Genomic DNA, 19,023 nt, shown 5'->3' with positions numbered 1-19,023 from the left:
CAGATCAGAGTAGCGTTAGCTGCTCTGATCCCTTTTAGACAGAATATGACCTATGGATGGATTGCAACGCTGCTTTGTTTTGCATCGAAGACCTTACAGTGAATCGAGCTTAATACTCGATGTATTCAGTGAGGAATATGGTCGCGTCACGCTGCTTTCCAAAGGCGCTCGAAGTAAGCGCTCGAATCTTAAAGGCGCTCTACAGCCTTTCACCCCATTATTGTTAAAGTGGTCCGGCAATGGCTCAATGAAAACATTGAGGCAAGCGGAAGCCATTAGTCTTGGTCTGCCGTTAACCGGTGTGAACCTCTATTCTGCTATGTACGTGAATGAGCTGATTGCTCGCGTATTGGCAAGTGAGATCCCGTTTCCTGAATTATTTCACGACTATCTTCAAGCTTTAACAGAGCTCGCCCACAATACCAATCCTGAACCTGCGTTGCGGCGTTTTGAACTCGCTCTCCTTTCTGCAATGGGATACGGTGTAGACTTCTTACACTGTGCTGGTACCGGCGAACCTATCGATCCGACAATGACTTATCGTTATCGGGAGCAGAAGGGATTCATCGCCAGTGTGCGTAGAGACAACCTGACCTTTTTAGGTGAAGAGCTCATCGCCATCAGTGAGCGACGTTTCCTGAGTAAAACACAGTTACAAGCGGCAAAACGCTTTACACGCATAGCCTTAAAGCCGTATCTTGGCGGAAAACCATTAAAAAGCAGGGAACTGTTTCGAATGAAGCAGTCCTGATCATGGAGTAATCATCGATGAGTTCTATCCTTTTAGGTATCAATATTGACCATATCGCGACCCTACGTAATGCTCGCGGTACTAAGTATCCAGACCCAGTGCACGCGGCAGAGATTGCTGAGCGTGCAGGTGCAGATGGCATCACGATTCACCTTCGTGAAGACCGTCGTCACATCCTAGACCGCGACGTGCGTATCCTACGTGAAACGCTACAAACGCGTATGAACCTAGAAATGGCGGTCACTGATGAGATGATCGACATCGCGCTAAAAACTCAGCCTGAATTCGTGTGTCTGGTCCCAGAGAAGCGTGAAGAGCTGACGACGGAAGGCGGTCTAGACGTTAAAGGTCAGTTTGAAAAGATCAAGGCAGCGACAGAGAAGCTAACGGCAGCAGGTATTAAAGTGTCTCTGTTTATCGATGCTGATCGCGAGCAGATCGATGCTTCAAAAGCGGCTGGTGCACCATTCATCGAACTTCACACTGGTCACTACGCGGATGCAGAGACCGAAGAAGATCAACAAGACGAACTGAAGAAAATCGCAGCTGGCGCAAGCTACGCGGCTGACATCGGGATCACAGTTAACGCGGGTCACGGTCTGACTTACCACAACGTTGGCCCTATCGCGCATTGCCAGAGATTTACGAGCTGAACATCGGTCACTCTATTATTGGCCGCGCGGTGTTTGATGGTCTGCATAAAGCGGTTGCTGACATGAAAGCAGTCATGGAAGCGGCGCGCCGCGGTTAATCCGAGCACGATATATAACGAGTAGAGGCGAAGCTGAGTGGCAATCTTAGGACTTGGGACAGACATTGCGGAAATCGAACGTGTAGAAAAGGCGTTATCACGAACGGGTGAGGCGTTTGCTAAGCGTATCTTGACTGACAATGAACTGATTCAGTTCCAGAGCCTAAAGCAGCAAGGGCGCTTTCTCGCAAAGCGCTTTGCGGTAAAAGAAGCGGCCTCTAAAGCGCTCGGTACCGGTATTGCCCATGGCGTGACATTTCACGATTTTGAAGTGTCCAACGATGAACACGGCAAGCCTATCCTAACGCTCAATAAAAAAGCCGCACAAATTGCGGCTTCTATGGGGGTGGTCTCTAACCACCTCTCTATTTCTGATGAGCGACACTACGCAGTAGCCACCGTCATCCTAGAAAGCTAGAACACTCCAAGGACCAAGGACCAAGGACCCAGAACTTACGCCCCTTCACCTTCCTTCCCTTTCAAATACAACTCAGAACTCTCCAACACCTTCTCCATCTCATCTTGCAGTTCAAACAGCTCAGGCTCAATGTCTTCCAGACTGTCACCGGCACGTAGGGCTTTCTCTATCGTCGCACAGATGGATTTAAGTCGGGGCACACCACAGTAGGAGCAGCTGCCATGCAGCTTATGGATGAGGTGGATCACTTGCTCGACATCGTCAAAGCCATTGTCGAGAATGTTGTCGGCAAGCTCAGCCACTTCCGGAATAAAGTCGACCAACATTTGCAGCATGTCGATGGCGAGATCTTCTTTATTGGCTGCTTGCTTAAGCGCTGCATTCCAGTCAATAACTTGTGAGGTTGGCTTTTCCACCACGATAGGTGGCGCTTCTGTCGCCGTGCTTACATCAGTAGGCGCAACAAAGTCTAAGCACGCTTCTGGCTCTGCTGGGCGCACTGGCACCCATTTGTTGAGTACCTGAAGTAGCATGGTTTCATCAATCGGCTTGGTGAGGTAATCGTCCATGCCTTCTGAAAGTAAGCGATCTCGCTCGCCACTCATTGCGTGAGCTGTTACCGCAACCACAGGTGTGGCCGCGTTTTGCTGAGTCTCTTTGATAAGCTTGCAAGCCGTCACGCCATCCATTTGCGGCATCTGAATGTCCATGAACACCATATCAAAATGCTGCTCTTGCGCTTTTTGCACTGCAGCCTGACCGCTGATACAAGACACCACGGTTTCGACCCGCTCTGAGAGCAGCGCAGTAATGAGCTTAAGGTTGGCTGGATTGTCATCCACCGCCATGACGTTAAGGCTGCGTTTTTCGGTTGAAATCACCTCGACCGCAGGCGCTAGCTGAGCCGGCTGTTTATCGACTAAAGATTGCAGCAGCTTTTTACGTGACAGCGGTTTAGTCAAACATTGCACATGGTGCGTTTGCATCAGGTAATCCGACAGCGCCAACTGAGTACTAGCCGTACCTATGATGATGTTTGACGTCGATTGCTTGCAGCGTGCGATCCACTCTTCGATGACGGCGAGCGGCACTTCTTCATTGGTCGGCAAGCAAACAATAATGTAATCGAACGACTCTACACGCTCAGGCAATGTAGAGCGGTAGGTGACCATCACACCCTCATTGGTGAGCGTTTGCTGCAGTACCGAAGCTGCTTGCATGTTCGGTTCAACCAGCAGAAGTCGCTTGTTGTGAATCACTGCAGGATCGATAGGGTCGAGCATTGGAATGTCGGTCGAGCTCAGTTTCACGGTAAACCAGAAGGTCGAGCCTTGGTGCAGGCGACTGGTGAGACTGATATCACCACCCATTTGGCCTACCAGCTTCTGGGTGATAACCAAGCCAAGACCAGTACCGCCATAACGTCTTGAGATACTCGCATCGGCTTGACTAAACGCTTGGAACAGCTGCGCTTGCTGGCGTTCGGAGATACCGATGCCGGTATCGCGAACCATAAATTGCAGCTCGACACGATCTTCTTTACTGCTTTTCAGCTCAACCGAAATGTCGATGTTGCCGCGCTCAGTAAACTTAATCGAGTTACCGACTAGGTTGGTGAGGATCTGTTGAATACGCAGGGGGTCACCGACAAGGCCGCTTGGGATCTTCGGATCTACTTTTAGCGTCAGCTCAAGGCCTTTCTCGTGGGCGCTGGTGGCTTGCAAAGCAACCACTTCATCTAAGCTGTCTTGGAACTCAAATGGGATGTTTTCCAGCGCCAGTTTGCCAGCTTCAAGTTTCGAGAAGTCGAGGATGTCGTTGATGATGTTAAGCAGGTTGTTGGCCGACTTTTCGATGGTTTGCAGGTAATCGGTTTGACTGTTGGTCAGCTGAGTTTTCAGCATCTGACGGGTAAAGCCAATGACGCCATTGAGCGGGGTACGGAGCTCGTGAGACATGTTGGCCAAGAATTCAGATTTCACGCGAGCTGCTTCTTGAGCGCGCTTTTTAGCGATATCGAGCTCGACGTTCTGGATTTCTAGCTGTTCAAGCGTCTCACGAAGGTCGGAGGTCGCTTGGTCGATACTGTGCTGCATCTCCACGTGGTATTCAGACAGTGATACCGCCATGGCGTTGATACCGTTTTTTAGTGAGTCGAGCTCACCGTGCATTTTGCCTTCAATTCGCACATCTAGATGACCACGGCGGATGCGATCCACCATGTTTTTCATGTGCGAGATAGGGCGAGTCACGTCATACATCAAGCGATAGGCAAATATACCGGACAGAATGAGCCCGAGCACTAAGACTAAAATGGCTGAGAAGACTTCTTGATACTGCTGCAATCGCAGCGACGACAGGTCGAGCTCAATGGCCACATAGCCAAGCATTTGACTGGTGGGGGTTAGCTCTCGGGCATCGGTCGCGAGCTGACTCTCTGCAATCACAGGGGCTCTAAGAATTAACGTGTTGTCGCTAAACTCAGAGGAGCTAAGAAACGGGATGGGTTTGTCTTTGGGAAATGTTAGCGTGTCGAAATTTGGATGAAAGTTAGAGGTAACAAACAGCTCATGTGAAGCGTCAAAGACGGCGATACTGCGAACAAATTTGGAATTTTTACGGTGCGCGTAACTGATCAGGCGTCTGACAGACTCTCGGTTTTGATTCACAAGTCCCTGTTCACTGGCAATCGCCAGCGGTTCAATAATACTTGAACCGGCATTCAGCACCTGTGACTCAAGGTCGTGGTAACGGTTATAGGAGAAAAAGGCACTAAGAAGGAGACCGATGATCAGGGTCGGTGCCAAGGTTAATGTGATTACGCGAGCGCGCAGGCCGTATCTGGTCATGTTAATTCGACATCATTATTTACCAACAGAGTGTCATCTGATGGGGGATATGGGACAATACCCAGTATTGCATCCTCAAGATGACGTAAGCTTAATCAAAGCAGCGCTGTTCGACAATCATTCAGACTCAGAATAGTGAAACTCTAACAATATTTTATAGGCGCAAAGCATCAATGCTTTGCCTTGGAATTGGTCATGGCACGTTTTTTTAAACCAACAAAGAAAACCTCTTTCTCCAAAAAGCACCAAGAAGTGCAGATTGAACGCATGGATCACCACGGTGCCGGTATCGGCTATCTCAACAAAAAACCGGTGTTTGTTGAGGGCGCGCTTGCAGATGAAAAGGTGTTGGTGCAACTGACCGAAAGCAAAGCCAAATTTGCTAAAGCGAACCTGATCAAAATTCTCAAGCCCGCTGAGCAGCGTGTTGAGCCATTTTGTCCGCACTACAACGAGTGTGGTGGTTGCAATCAACAGCACCTAGAGCGCGAAGCACAAATCGCGAACAAAGAGCGCGTACTGTCGCAGCTGATGACTAAGTTTGCAGGCCAAACGTTGGAACTGTCACCATCCATTACTGGCCAAGGGCTGGGCTATCGCCGCCGAGCAAGGCTCAGTATCCACCTCGATAAGCAGCGCGGTCTCGTGATGGGCTTTCGCCGAAAGCAGAGCAATCAGATTGTCGATGTTGACCACTGCCCTGTGCTTGATGACAGACTCAATGCTCTGATCCCTCAGCTACGTAGCATTTTTGCTGACTTCAAGCAGCAAGCGATATTGGGACATCTTGAACTTGTGCTTGGTGATGCTGAGCCGGTTGCGGTCATTCGTCATACCAAACCGTTGACGGATAAAGACCAAGCGCGTTTAAAAGCGTTTGCAGAGCAAGCAGGCGTGACGCTCTACTTTATGCCAGAAGCGAATCAGCTCGATAGAGTCGTCGGCGAGCAGCCGTTTTATAGCGAAGTCGGCGTGAAGCTGCCATTTTTGCCATCGCACTTTATTCAAGTTAACCAAGCGATCAATGCTCGCATGGTGGCTCAAGCGCTTGAATGGCTGGCACCAGAGTCAACCGATCGCGTGTTAGACCTGTTCTGCGGCCTAGGCAACTTTACTCTGCCACTTGCTAAGCAAAGCGCCCATGTGGTTGGCGTTGAAGGGGTGCAAGATATGGTCGATTGGGCGGCGGACAATGCGAAACTTAATGGCCTTTCGAATGTCGAATTTTATCAGGCGAATTTGGAACAAGAGCTATCACAGCAACCTTGGGCATCGCAGCAGTTTGATAAGATTTTGTTAGATCCTGCGAGGGCAGGTGCGAGTGGTGTTATCGACCAAGTTTCCGCATTAGGTGCGACACGTGTCCTTTATGTTTCTTGCAATCCTGCTACCCTTGCGAGAGACAGTCAGAGCCTACTTGAACAAGGCTATTCATTGACTCGTTTAGGTATGATGGATATGTTCCCTCATACCAGTCATCTTGAGTCGATGGCGTTGTTTGAAAAATAGCGCAGATGTCATAGTAATAACGCTAACTGGGATAGGTTAGTGAACCAATAAACTAGGAAGAAAAAGAAATGGTTGCGGTAAGAAGCGCGCATTTGAACCCAGAAGAGCAGTTCAATTTGGATAATTGGATTGCGTCACTTAAGCAAGATAAAAACACCTCAAAAAGATTGAAAGACGTGTATCGTCAGTGCGAGGAAATCGTTGCCGATAGTGAGCAAGGGGCCTTGCTGTTGTGGCGCGGGAGAGAGATGAATGAAATCCTCATTACCCTGTCTATGGATAAAGCCACGCTGGTGGCAGCACAGCTCTATCCAGTCGTCTCAAGTGGCCTCTACGATCGCGAGCTACTAGAAGAAAACTACGGCAAAGAAATCATCAAACTGATCGACGGCGTGGAAGAAATGGCCGCTATCGGTCAGCTTAATGTCACCCTTCAAGATTCAGAGGCGTCGGGGCAAGTCGATAACGTGCGTCGCATGCTACTTGCGATGGTAGATGACTTCCGATGCGTAGTGATTAAGCTTGCAGAGCGTATCTGTAACCTGCGTGAAGTTAAAAATGAGCCAGATGACGTGCGCCGCGCGGCGCGAAAGAGTGTGCCAACATCTATGCACCGCTTGCCAACCGCCTTGGTATCGGTCAGCTCAAATGGGAAATCGAAGACTACGCCTTCCGCTACCAGCAGCCAGACACTTACAAACAAATTGCCAAGCAGCTTTCTGAACGTCGTATCGTCCGTGAGCAATACATCAAGGACTTTGTTGATGACCTAACCAGTGAGATGCAAGCTTCAAACATCTTGGCTGAAGTCAGTGGCCGTCCAAAGCACATCTACAGTATCTGGCGCAAGATGCAGAAGAAGAATCTGGATTTTGACGAGTTGTTTGATGTGCGCGCAGTGCGAATCATCGCTGAGCGTTTGCAAGACTGCTACGCGGCACTGGGCGTCGTGCATACCAAATACAAGCACTTACCTAGCGAGTTCGACGATTACGTCGCCAACCCAAAACCGAATGGTTACCAATCGATTCATACCGTGATCTTGGGACCAGAAGGTAAAACCATTGAAATCCAAATCCGTACTAAGCAGATGCACGAAGACTCCGAGTTGGGTGTTGCAGCGCACTGGAAGTACAAGGAAGGGGGCAGTGGTGGTCGCAGCGGATATGATGAGAAGATCACTTGGCTGCGTAAACTACTCGATTGGCAAGAAGAGATGTCAGACTCTGGTGAGATGCTTGATGAGCTTCGAAGTCAGGTGTTTGATGACCGCGTTTATGCGTTTACGCCACGCGGCGACGTAGTCGACTTACCTATGGGCGCGACACCGCTTGATTTCGCTTACCACATTCACTCTGAAGTGGGGCATCGATGCATTGGCGCTAAGGTAGGTGGACGTATTGTCCCGTTTACCCATAAGCTCGCAATGGGTGATCAGGTTGAAATCATCACCGCGAAAGAGCCAAACCCATCTCGTGACTGGCTCAATCCGTCAACGGGTTTTGTGCACTCTGGTCGAGCACGCGCGAAGATCAACGCATGGTTTAGAAAACAAAGCCGTGAGAAGAATTTAGAAGCGGGTCGAGAGATCCTTGAGGCTGAGCTGACTAAAATCGGTGCAACTCTCAAAGATGCCGAACAGTACGCACTAAAACGCTTCAACGTGAATTCCGCCGATGAGCTGTATGTCGGTGTTGGCAGCGGTGACCTGAGAATCAACCAGATCATCAACCACATCAATGCCTTGGTAAACAAGCCAACCGCGGAAGAAGAAGATCAGCAAGCGCTGGAGAAGCTGCAAGAGTCAGAGAACAAAGCGCCAGCGCAAAGCCGCCCGCATAAAGATGCGGTGGTAGTGGAAGGTGTTGATAATCTAATGACTCACTTAGCGCGCTGCTGTCAGCCAATTCCAGGCGACCAGATAAAAGGCTATATCACCCAAGGACGCGGTATCTCAGTGCACCGCGCTGACTGTGAGCAGCTAGAAGAGCTTAGCCATCACGCGCCAGAGCGTATTATTGATACGGTTTGGGGCAGCGGATTTGTTGGTTCATACATTTTGACGATTCGTGTTGAGGCGATGGAACGTGGCGGTCTACTGAAAGACATCACGACCTTGCTGACCAACGAAAAGATCAAGGTGACCAGCATGAAGAGTCGCAGTGATTACAAACGCCAATTGTCTATCATGGACTTTGATCTGGAAGTGAACAATATTGAGGTATTGTCGCGCGTGACTAAGCGTATTGAGCAGATTAAAGATGTGATGAATGTGAAGCGGTTGGGGTAAAAAACACGCGCTCCCAACCCAAACAAAACAAAAACCAAGGGCGAGTGCTACCACACTCGCCCTTGTCGTAACCAGGAACCCAACATGACCCAACCTATAGACCAACTCCTCACCATCATGGCGCAGCTTCGCGACGAAGAAAAAGGCTGCCCATGGGATAGAAAGCAAACCTTCGACACCATTGTGCCTCACACTATCGAAGAAACCTTTGAGGTGGTCGATGCGATTCACAACAAAGATTGGCCGAACCTAAAAGAAGAGTTGGGCGATTTGCTGTTCCAAGTCATCTTCTACAGCCAGATGGCCAAAGAGCAGGGGCTGTTTGATTTTAATGAGGTAGTAGAAGGGCTTAACGAGAAGCTCACCCGTCGCCATCCGCACGTTTTTTCTGACGTCGAGTTTGAAGATGAAGCGGCGATCAACGCTAACTGGGAAGCCGAGAAACAGAAGGAAAAAGCCCAACTAGGCAAAACTGCGCAAAGTATTCTAGACTCAATACCACAGTCGCTTCCTGCGCTTTCCAAAGCCAACAAAATCCAGAAACGTTGCGCAAAATTTGGCTTCGATTGGGATGCACTTGGATCTGTGGTTGAGAAGGTTCAAGAAGAGATTGAAGAGGTCGTTGAAGAAGCGATTCAAGTCGATGTAAACGAAGACAAATTGGAAGAAGAAGTCGGCGATCTCTTGTTTGCAGCAGTGAATCTTGCTCGCCATTTGCAGAAAGATCCTGAAGTGGCGCTAAGAAAAGCCAACGACAAATTTTCTCGCCGATTTAAGGGGGTAGAGGCGCGTGTTGCGGAGGAAGGTAAGTTATTGACGGACTTCAGCCTTCAAGAGCTAGATGCGTTTTGGAATGATGTAAAAAAACAAGAAAACTGCTCGGATTTGTGAACCGGTTCTCACTGGTGTACGTTTCTACTATTGATTTGAAGCAAAAAATAAAAATTTTGAATGTGATAAGTTTCACGTTGTGGCGGTAAAGGGCTTCTGGTATATTTGCATCCCGTCCAGAAGAAATCCATTTTCCCTCATTCAACCAACTTCAGGTTAAACATGACGACAAATTATATTTTTGTTACTGGCGGGGTAGTATCCTCTCTAGGTAAAGGTATTGCAGCAGCATCTCTTGCAGCAATTTTAGAAGCACGTGGTCTTAAAGTGACCATGATGAAGCTTGACCCTTACATCAACGTTGATCCAGGCACAATGAGCCCAACTCAGCACGGTGAAGTGTTCGTCACGGAAGATGGCGCTGAAACTGACCTTGACCTTGGTCACTACGAGCGTTTCATCCGTACCAAGATGACAAAACGCAACAACTTTACTGCTGGTCGTGTTTACGCTGACGTTCTACGTAAAGAGCGTCGTGGTGACTACCTAGGTGCGACTATTCAGGTTATCCCACACATCACAAACGCTATTAAAGATCGTGTTATCGCAGGCTCTGAAGGCCATGACGTTGCGATCGTTGAAGTTGGTGGCACCGTTGGTGATATCGAATCTCTACCATTTATGGAAGCTATCCGTCAGCTAGCGGTTGAGCTTGGTCGTGAGCGTGCCATGTTCATGCACCTGACTCTCGTTCCTTACCTAGCAGCAGCAGGCGAAGTGAAAACTAAGCCAACGCAGCACTCTGTAAAAGAGCTTCTATCTATCGGTATCCAACCAGATATCCTTGTTTGTCGTAGCGATCGCATGATCCCTGCAAACGAGCGTAAGAAGATTGCTCTGTTCTGTAACGTACAAGAGAAAGCAGTTATCTCAATGAAGGACGTAGATTCTATCTACAAGATCCCTCAGCTGATTAAAGCGCAAGGTCTTGACGATCTTGTTTGTACTCGCTTTGGTATTAACGCTCCAGAAGCAGACCTATCTGAGTGGGAACAGGTAATCTACGAAGAAGCGAACCCAACGGGTGAAGTTGTTATCGGTATGGTGGGTAAGTACATTGAACTACCAGACGCCTACAAATCGGTAAACGAAGCGCTTAAGCACGCTGGCCTTAAAAACCGTCTAAACGTGAAGATCAAGTACGTTGACTCACAAGATGTTGAGAGCAAAGGCGAAGAAGCACTAGCAGGTCTAGACGCAATCCTCGTACCAGGTGGCTTCGGCGACCGCGGTGTAGAAGGTAAGATCCTTGCTGCGAAATACGCTCGTGAGAACAAAGTACCTTACCTAGGTATCTGTCTAGGGATGCAAGTGGCGCTTATCGAATACGCTCGTAACGTAGCGGGTATGGAAGGCGCACATTCAACAGAATTTAACAAAGAGACGAAATACCCTGTGGTAGGCTTGATCACAGAGTGGGTTGATGGTGAAGGTAAAGTTGAAGAACGTACTGAAACCTCTGATCTTGGCGGCACAATGCGTCTAGGTTCTCAGCTGTGTCACCTTGAAAAAGGCACGAAAGCTTACGAGCTATACGGCAATGCGAAGATCCACGAGCGTCATCGTCACCGCTATGAAGTGAACAATGTACTTCGTCCTCAAATTGAAAAAGCAGGTCTAAAAGTTTCCGGTCTATCAGCAGACAAGAAACTAGTTGAAGTGATCGAGAACCCAGCACACCCATGGTTTGTTGCTGCGCAGTTCCACCCAGAATTCACTTCAACACCACGCGATGGTCACCCACTGTTCTCTGGCTTTGTTAAGGCAGCAGGTGAGTACCAGCGCGGTACTGAAGAAAAGTAAAAAGGATACGGGCGGCAGCGAAGGTTGTGCGGCTGCCCTAAATTTGACATTTATATTTAATGAGAGGAAACATTAATGTCTAAGATCGTTAAAGTTCTAGGTCGTGAAATCATCGACTCACGTGGTAACCCAACTGTTGAAGCTGAAGTACACCTAGAAGGCGGTTTCGTAGGTATGGCTGCGGCTCCATCTGGCGCATCTACTGGTTCTCGCGAAGCTCTTGAGCTACGTGACGGCGACAAAGCACGTTTCCTAGGTAAAGGTGTTCTTAAAGCTGTTGAAGCTGTGAACGGTGCAATCGCTGAAGCTCTAGTTGGTAAAGACGCTAAAGCTCAAGCTGACGTTGACCAAGTAATGATCGACCTAGACGGTACTGACAACAAGTCTAAGTTCGGCGCGAACGCTATCCTAGCTGTTTCTCTAGCAAACGCTAAAGCGGCTGCAGCGGCTAAAGGTATGCCTTTGTTCGAGCACATCGCTGAGCTAAACGGTACTGCTGGTCAGTTCTCTATGCCTCTACCAATGATGAACATCATCAACGGTGGTGAGCACGCAGACAACAACGTTGACATCCAAGAGTTCATGATCCAACCAGTTGGCGCTAAGACTCTTAAAGAAGGTCTACGTATCGGTGCAGAAGTATTCCACAACCTAGCTAAAGTACTTAAGTCTAAAGGCTACAGCACTGCAGTTGGTGACGAAGGTGGTTTCGCTCCTAACCTTAAGTCTAACGCTGAAGCTCTAGAAGTTATCGCAGAAGCTGTTGCAGCTGCTGGTTACGAACTAGGTAAAGACGTAACTCTAGCGATGGACTGTGCAGCATCTGAGTTCTTCGACAAAGAAGCTGGCATCTACAACATGAAGGGCGAAGGTAAAACTTTCACTTCTGAAGAGTTCAACCACTACCTAGCTGAGCTTGCTAACCAATTCCCAATCGTTTCTATCGAAGACGGTCTAGACGAGTCTGACTGGGATGGCTTCAAGCATCAAACTGAACTACTAGGTGACAAGCTTCAACTAGTAGGTGACGACCTATTCGTTACTAACACTAAGATCCTTGCTGAAGGTATCGAGAAAGGCGTAGCTAACTCTATCCTTATCAAGTTCAACCAAATCGGTTCTCTAACTGAGACTCTAGCTGCTATCAAGATGGCTAAAGACGCAGGTTACACAGCTGTAATCTCTCACCGTTCTGGCGAAACTGAAGATGCAACTATCGCTGACCTAGCGGTAGGTACTGCTGCAGGTCAAATCAAGACGGGTTCTATGAGCCGTTCTGACCGCGTTGCTAAGTACAACCAGCTAATTCGTATCGAAGAAGCGCTAGGTGAAAAAGCACCTTACAACGGTCTTAAAGAAGTTAAAGGTCAAGCTTAATTCTTGATTTTTAAGAGACATCAAAAAGTCGCTCGTTAGAGCGACTTTTTTTTGCCAAAATAATGGCTCAGATTTGTGACATTTGTCATCAAAACGGGTAACAGTTTAAGTAACACCATCCAGTATGTTACTTCTGAATTTCGTCTTTTCGGTTAAAGTGACTACAGTTTTCATAAAAACGTATTCCTACTTATACAGAGGACATTACCATGGCTAAAGTTAGCAGCCCTACTACTACGTTTAACAACGAGTACTTCTCATTCATCGTTTCCGAATCTTGGAAGCACATCGGTGCATCTCAAGAGCACGCTGATATCCTAGCGCACAACCTACTTGTAGGTGGCCTACAGGGTAAACTACACCAAGGTCTAGGTGTTATCGAAGCGGTAACTATCCCTTACGAAGCGGGCATCCTTGACACGACTACGACTCCAGAAATCGAGTCTGAAGGTGACACTTGGGCTGTTTACAACGGTAAGAAGTCTTCTGGCCACTACGTATGTACGCTAATGGCTCAAACGGCTATCGAGAAAGCACGTAAGCACGGTATCTCAATCGTATTCGGTTACGACCACTGTGACGGCGGCAACTTCTCTAACTACACACAGATGGCTATGAAAGAAGGCATGTTCGCTATGTCTTCAAACAACTCTGTACCTCTAAACGCACCATTCGGCGGCATGGATCCAGCAATGTCTTGCCCTCCGTTCGATGCGGCTCTAGTAGGTGGTGAAGAGCTTCCTCTAGTAACGTCTATCATGATCGGTGAAGGTTACGACTCTCACATCTGTGACGCTATCGTAAACGACCGCGACCTACACGTTGCTGCACTTGTTGACCAAGACACGGGTGAGCTAACGGCTGACGCTCGTAAGTGGGGCTCTCTAATCGAAGGTTACGGCCGCGTTGCTGACTGTAAAGCACCATGGACGTTCCTAACACCACGTCTGTACTCGCTAAACATCTGGAACGAAGTAATGACAGCAATCATCAACCCGAAAGGTAAGATTGCTCCTGAGCTTCCAGCGGTACCAAGTGACTTCTTCACTATGGAAGATGCACCATGTCCAGTAGGCGGTTCTTACATCCTAGTGATCGACCCAAGCCACTTCGGCCCTATCGAAGAAGTGAAGCGCAAGTCTGACATGTTCGTTAAAGCGATCAAAGAAAACCGTCCACGCGCTGGCTTCAACGAAGTATTCATCCCAGATGAGTGGGGTCTAAAAGCGCTTGCAACTGCAACTGATGAGCACCAAGTAATGGACGCTCACTGGGACGGTTTCAAAGACTTCCTAAAACGTTCTGGTACTTCAATCGAAGAGCTAAACGCGAAGTGGGAAGCAAAAGTTGGCGCTGAGCGCGCTGCGGAAACTATCCGTAACTAATTGAAAATCATACGCACATGATTTTAAGCCCGGTCCTTTGGACTGGGCTTTTTTTGCTTGTAACCGACTGTTACTGGCTTAGGGAGATTCGCCGGGTTATTTTGAGGCGGACTGTCTGTATTGCTTTGGGCTACAGCCCTCAAACTTGCTGAACGCGCGAAAAAAGGGTGGTGCAGAGTGGTAGTTGAGTAGCTCTGCAATTTCAGCAATGGGCAGCGAGGAATTGGCCAAGTACTCTTTGGCAAGCTGCATTCGAGTATCCAATACTAGCTGCTTAAAGGTGGTGTGTTCCGCGTCTAGTTTACGTCTAAGCGTGCGAGAGGTCATGTTAAGGTCGTCTGCCACCATTTCCATCGTTGGTAAGCCGTATTTCATTTGGCTGAGTAGCTTAAAGCGAATTTGGTAGCTCAGCGGAGAGTCAAGGCTATCGTCGAGTTGCTGGCTTTGCACAGTGGCGATGTGGGCAATGATTGCAGGTTGTAGGGTAATATCATGGAGCACCCAAGTGACCGGAAAGCGTAATTGGTTGGCCTTGGCGTTAAAACTCAAGTTGTCGGTAAATATCTCTCGATACAACGGCGCGTAGCTTGGCTCATCGTAGGAAAAATCGACAAAAACATATTGAGGTTCAAACAAGTCGCCAAGAAAGTTTTTTACTCCAAGGTAGTAGTGGCACAGAGACTCTTCAACATTGTAGTGCTGTGCAGAGCGTCCTTCGGAGCGGTCAACAATCGTAATGTAAGCCCACTCACTGTCGTAGCCAATATGAATATCCACATAATCTTTGGTCACAAACGAAAATTGTAACCCGGTATCGAGCAACTGCTTAATATTCTGACAGTTGATCATCGCATAGCCCCAAGCGCCCATATCTTGAAGTTTGAGTCGTTGAGCGATTCGCAGGCCTAGCCCGTCAATGTGCAGTTGGTTTACGGTGAGATCAATCAACTGATGTACTTGAGAGACCTGGATCGGATGGTAGTGCCCTTGAGTGATACGCACTATGCCTGCTTTACGTAGAAACAGCTGAGCATCGAAGTCACGGCCTAGGGATTGGCGTACGATCGCTTCCCAATGACCAATAATCGCTTGTAAGAAGTGCTGGTGGTTCAAAGAATACACAGAATATGTCCTGAAATATCATGTCACTGTCCGGAAGTGTAATTAATATTGCCCAGTTTAGCCACTATAATAGTCTTATCTTGAGAGGCCGCCGCAGCGACTTCTCCATTAACTAGAGGAATTATCCATGTTTAAACCAAAACGTGTTGAAATTGCGAAAGACAAACTAGACCTATACCAAGACATCTACTGGAACAAGTCAGATGCGGATTTCTACATCAACGAAGACATTGCTCCTATGCAAGCACGCATGGCTGAGCAAGGCGTTGAAGCATTTAGCCTGCTAGGTAAGCAGCACGTTGGTGCATTTGGTGCGCCTTATGTGAACAGCTTCGAAGGCGTTGACATTGCAATGTACGGTCTAACTATGGATAAGTGCTCACCAAACGCAGGTGGTCACAAGTTCGGTCCTGCTGCTATCCGTGAAGCATCAAAAACGGGTATGGGCATGATTCACCAAGACGGTACTATGCCGTTCGAACTGTGTAACATCATTGACTACGGAAACTGGGATGGCCTAGGTCAGTTCAACCTAGACGAAGAAATGCGTGCAGCACAAGAAGTGGTAGACGACATGGTGGTTAACCACGGTATCACACCATTCTTCTTCGGTGGTGACCACACAGTGGCCTACCCAGGTCCAGCGGCACTGGCGAAAGTTCACGGCCCGGTATCGCTCATCCACATCGATGGTCACTTTGACCTACTGACTCGCAAAGACTTCGACTACGAGTCATACTCAGGCAACTGGTACTGCCGCCTAGCATCAGAAGGTGCAATGGATCCATCAACCAGCTTCAGCCTCGGTATGCGTGGCCGCTGGTGTGCATCACAGCAAGGCAAAGCGAAAGCGATTGGTGGTAACTTCTTCCTAGCGGATGAAATCTACGACCTAGGCATCGACTACATCGTTGAGCAAATCCTAGAGAAGCAAGGCGACGGTCGTCCGGTTTACCTAACGTTTGACCTAGATGGCCTAGATCTTCTAGACCACAGTGCAAACTCAAGCCCAGATCCATTCGGTGTTTCTGCGCGCATGTACTACGACATCTTCCGTAAGCTTCGTGCAACTAAGCGTATCAACCTAGTAGGTGCAGATATCGCGGAATTTGCTCCTCAGAAGAACTCTGACGAGAAAGATGCGCTACTAACAGCAGCATTCGGTTGGGAACTACTGACATGGTTGGCAGAGTGTCGCTACATCCGTGAAGGCAAGAAGAACCCAACTAACTGGCCAATGAACTTCGGTCGTAACATCGAGTTCTAATCTGGTTTCAGATAGAAAAATGCCCGCTCATTCGAGCGGGCATTTTGTTTTTTGGCAAAAGGAAACTATTTGCTGAAGTTCATCGCCATCGCAGCCGCGATATTACGAGAAGTCATCTCCACATTAAACGCCGCTTCTTTCAAAGCCGTTGGCAGGTCGGTTGCGCCAAGTACCACGCTGTAAGCCGCATCAATACCGTGCTCATGCACAACAGCGCAATCTTTCGCGGTACTACCCGCAATCGCGATCACAGGAATATCGTATTGCTTAGCGGTGCGCGCCACACCAATTGGTGTTTTGCCATGGATAGTTTGGCTATCAATGCGGCCTTCACCAGTAATCACAAGGTCGGCATCTTTGACCACTTCGCTAAGGTTTACAGCATCCATTACGATCTGAATGCCCGGACGAAGCTCGGCATCAAAGAGACCTAAAAGTGCAGCACCTAGACCACCCGCAGCGCCAGCACCAGCGGTATCTACGACGTCACGACCATTGGTCGATTTAATCACTTCCGCGTAGTGCGCCAGGTTACTGTCTAGCGTTTCAACCATTTCAGGCGTTGCCCCTTTTTGCGGGCCAAACACATGAGAGGCGCCTTTCGGGCCACATAGCGGGTTATCGACATCACACGCTACTTCTAGCTTGATATCCGCGAGACGAGGATCTAGCTCAGCAAGGTCGATGTGGCTGAGCTTGCGTAGCTCACCGCCACCAAAACCCAGTGCATTGCCGTCGGCATCAAGGAGTTTTGCACCTAGAGCTTGCGCCATACCAATACCACCGTCATTGGTCGCACTACCGCCGATACCGACGATAATGTGCTTCACTCCGCGATCCAGCGCCGCTTTAACCAGCTCACCCGTGCCAAAAGTGGTGGTTAGGAGTGGGTTGCGTTTTTCAGGCTCTACCAAATGAAGACCAGATGCTGCCGCCATCTCAATGATGGCAGTTGAACCATCACCCATCAGACCGAAAAAGCCTTCAACGGTTTGCCCGAGCGGCCCTGTTACATCACAAGTAACAATAGAGCCGCCAGTGGCATCAACCAGCGATTGCACTGTGCCTTCGCCGCCGTCTGCCATCGGAAGTTTGATGTATTCGGCGTCGGTGAAGATTTTCTTAAATCCTGCCTCAATAGCTTCGGCAACTTCCATGGCCGTAAGACTTTCTTTGTATGAATCTGGAGCGATGATAATTTTCATAATTAAACCTTAAACAAATAGACCGAACACACCGAAGATCATGACCGAAACGAACGCGATCATCAGACCAACCGCAGACTCGTAAGGAATGAGTTTGAGACGCTCGCGAATATCCATATGCACTGCGCCACCTGTGGCGTGGAAGAAACTACCGTGTGGCATGTGATCCAATACAGTAGCACCAGAGTGAATCATGGCTGCACCCGCTAGAGCAGGAACGCCGAGTTCAAGAATGGTGGAGCTAAATACGCTTGATGCGACCGCAGTACCAGCTGTGGTCGATGCGGTGGCGAGTGCCATCATGGCACCTGAAATTGGAGCAAGAAGGTATGATGGAAGACCAGATGCGGTTAGCACATCAATAAGACCGTCTTTAAGACTGAGTTAGCGATGATGCCAGCAAGGGTACCCGTACCAAGAAGCATGACGGCCACTGGTGCCATACGCGATAGACCAGATACGGCAAAGTGGTTGGTATCGGCAAAGCGACCCATGACGACGGCACCCATCAAGCCACCGAGTGGCAGTGCGATGAGCGGGTCAACGTTGATGCCAGCAATTGGGCGAAGCGCAAGCAGTGCGATAGCAACAAGAGGTGCCACAATCGCAGCGCCAAATTTAGGCAGCTTAGAGTGGTCAACAGCAACGACTTCGCTCTCTGCGACTTTCGAGCCTTTGTTTACCAGCTTTTTCGCGATGAAGTAGGCGAAGATCATGCCGCACAGGCCAGGGATAACACCCGCTGCCATCACCGAGGTAAGAGGTACGTTGAATGCGTCTGCTGCTGCGATCGCATTTGGGTTCGGCGACATTACGTTACCCGCTTTACCACCGCCAACCATTGCCAGCAAGATAGCGGTTTTAGAGATGTCAGCACGGCGTGCAATCGCCAGTGCGATTGGTGAGACGGTAATAACCGCAACGTCAACGAATACGCCAACCGCAGTCAAAATCATGGTGGCAATCGCTAGGGCAAGAAGCGCGCGAGTTTCGCTACTTTCTTAACAATGGTTTCAGCAATAGAAGTTGCCGCGCCGGACTCAATCAGCACGCCAGCCAAAACACCCGCAGCCAGAATACGAAGTACTGCAGTGACAATGCCTTGTGCACCACCGATCATTAGAGCAACAGTATCGGTGAGAGAAACGCCGCCGACAACACCACCGACAAGGGCGCCGATGATCATACCGTAAGCAGGTGGAACTTTCTTAAGGATAAGGGCGATGGCAACAATCAGAGCTGCTAGTGCGCCTAAGGTAGAGACTTCAATCATGGTTTGTTTTCCGCAATTTTAATAATTTTTTCTTTGGGTCTAAAAACCCTTATTGAGCGGAAGAGTAGCCATTTAGGGGGAGGTTTTCTTTATGCGAGCTGACGAATTTATCACTGGTGATTATGGTTAATT

The 19,023-nt window shown here is 48.8% G+C and carries 12 protein-coding genes and 3 pseudogenes; 11 read left to right on the top strand and 4 right to left on the bottom strand.

Translation table 11 applies throughout. The annotated features are described in order from the left end of the window. Nucleotides 1-52 precede the first annotated feature (52 nt). From recO to acpS, 3 genes and pseudogenes are all read left to right on the top strand, one after another. Entirely contained in the window at nt 53-751 is a 699-nt protein-coding gene (gene recO / locus TZ48_RS05720; protein ID WP_042496265.1) for a DNA repair protein RecO, read from the top strand. A gap of 17 nt (nt 752-768) precedes the next feature. Continuing rightward, nucleotides 769-1,502 (top strand): annotated as a pseudogene (gene pdxJ / locus TZ48_RS05715) (pyridoxine 5'-phosphate synthase). Between the two features lie 37 nt (nt 1,503-1,539). After that, the gene (gene acpS / locus TZ48_RS05710; protein WP_112478551.1) at nt 1,540-1,920 is read left to right on the top strand and encodes a holo-ACP synthase; all 381 of its coding nucleotides are present in this window, start codon (nt 1,540-1,542) and stop codon (nt 1,918-1,920) included. 35 nt (nt 1,921-1,955) lie between these two features. Here acpS and barA read toward each other — a convergent pair whose 3' ends face one another. Beyond that, nucleotides 1,956-4,769, bottom strand: coding sequence for a two-component sensor histidine kinase BarA (gene barA / locus TZ48_RS05705; RefSeq protein WP_112478550.1), 2,814 nt, complete (start codon nt 4,767-4,769; stop codon nt 1,956-1,958). Here barA and TZ48_RS24775 point away from each other — a divergent pair. From TZ48_RS24775 to TZ48_RS05675, 7 genes and pseudogenes are all read left to right on the top strand, one after another. Then, nucleotides 4,768-4,905, top strand: a complete 138-nt coding sequence (locus TZ48_RS24775) for a hypothetical protein (protein ID WP_162631326.1) — start codon at nt 4,768-4,770, stop codon at nt 4,903-4,905. The two genes, barA and TZ48_RS24775, sit on opposite strands and share 2 nt — an antisense overlap. Nucleotides 4,906-4,964: 59 nt before the next feature. Beyond that, nucleotides 4,965-6,278: a 23S rRNA (uracil(1939)-C(5))-methyltransferase RlmD gene (rlmD, locus tag TZ48_RS05700; protein WP_112478549.1), complete on the top strand. Its 1,314-nt coding sequence runs from the start codon at nt 4,965-4,967 to the stop codon at nt 6,276-6,278. A 68-nt stretch (nt 6,279-6,346) separates the two neighbouring features. Next, nucleotides 6,347-8,568, top strand: a pseudogene (gene relA, locus TZ48_RS05695) (GTP diphosphokinase). Nucleotides 8,569-8,652: 84 nt separating this feature from the next. After that, nucleotides 8,653-9,459 (top strand): nucleoside triphosphate pyrophosphohydrolase, encoded by an 807-nt coding sequence (gene mazG, locus TZ48_RS05690; protein WP_112478548.1) that lies wholly within the window; start codon nt 8,653-8,655, stop codon nt 9,457-9,459. A 162-nt stretch (nt 9,460-9,621) separates the two neighbouring features. Continuing rightward, on the top strand, nt 9,622-11,262 hold the full coding sequence (locus tag TZ48_RS05685) for a CTP synthase (RefSeq protein WP_112478547.1): 1,641 nt from the start codon (nt 9,622-9,624) through the stop codon (nt 11,260-11,262). A gap of 75 nt (nt 11,263-11,337) precedes the next feature. Next, the gene (gene eno, locus TZ48_RS05680) at nt 11,338-12,639 is read left to right on the top strand and encodes a phosphopyruvate hydratase (RefSeq protein WP_112478546.1); all 1,302 of its coding nucleotides are present in this window, start codon (nt 11,338-11,340) and stop codon (nt 12,637-12,639) included. A 209-nt stretch (nt 12,640-12,848) separates the two neighbouring features. Further along, nucleotides 12,849-14,024, top strand: coding sequence for an Ldh family oxidoreductase (locus tag TZ48_RS05675; RefSeq protein ID WP_112478545.1), 1,176 nt, complete (start codon nt 12,849-12,851; stop codon nt 14,022-14,024). A gap of 96 nt (nt 14,025-14,120) precedes the next feature. Here the strand turns inward: TZ48_RS05675 and TZ48_RS05670 are convergent, their stop codons facing one another. Continuing rightward, nucleotides 14,121-15,146 (bottom strand): helix-turn-helix transcriptional regulator, encoded by a 1,026-nt coding sequence (locus TZ48_RS05670; protein ID WP_112478544.1) that lies wholly within the window; start codon nt 15,144-15,146, stop codon nt 14,121-14,123. A 127-nt stretch (nt 15,147-15,273) separates the two neighbouring features. Between TZ48_RS05670 and TZ48_RS05665 the strand changes: the two genes are divergently transcribed. Then, nucleotides 15,274-16,413, top strand: a complete 1,140-nt coding sequence (locus tag TZ48_RS05665) for an arginase family protein (protein WP_112478543.1) — start codon at nt 15,274-15,276, stop codon at nt 16,411-16,413. Between the two features lie 65 nt (nt 16,414-16,478). Here the strand turns inward: TZ48_RS05665 and TZ48_RS05660 are convergent, their stop codons facing one another. Together TZ48_RS05660 and TZ48_RS05655 are read right to left on the bottom strand one after the other, a co-directional pair. Continuing rightward, the gene (locus TZ48_RS05660) at nt 16,479-17,618 is read right to left on the bottom strand and encodes a glycerate kinase (protein ID WP_112478542.1); all 1,140 of its coding nucleotides are present in this window, start codon (nt 17,616-17,618) and stop codon (nt 16,479-16,481) included. Between the two features lie 9 nt (nt 17,619-17,627). Then, nucleotides 17,628-18,891, bottom strand: a pseudogene (locus TZ48_RS05655) (GntP family permease). Between the last annotated feature and the right edge of the window lie 132 nt (nt 18,892-19,023).

The sequence above is a fragment of the Vibrio variabilis genome (assembly GCF_003263785.1).
Taxonomy (GTDB): Bacteria; Pseudomonadota; Gammaproteobacteria; order Enterobacterales; family Vibrionaceae; genus Vibrio; species Vibrio variabilis.
Note: the sequence above shows the minus strand (reverse complement) of the source record. Positions and strands in the feature narration are given on the sequence as shown.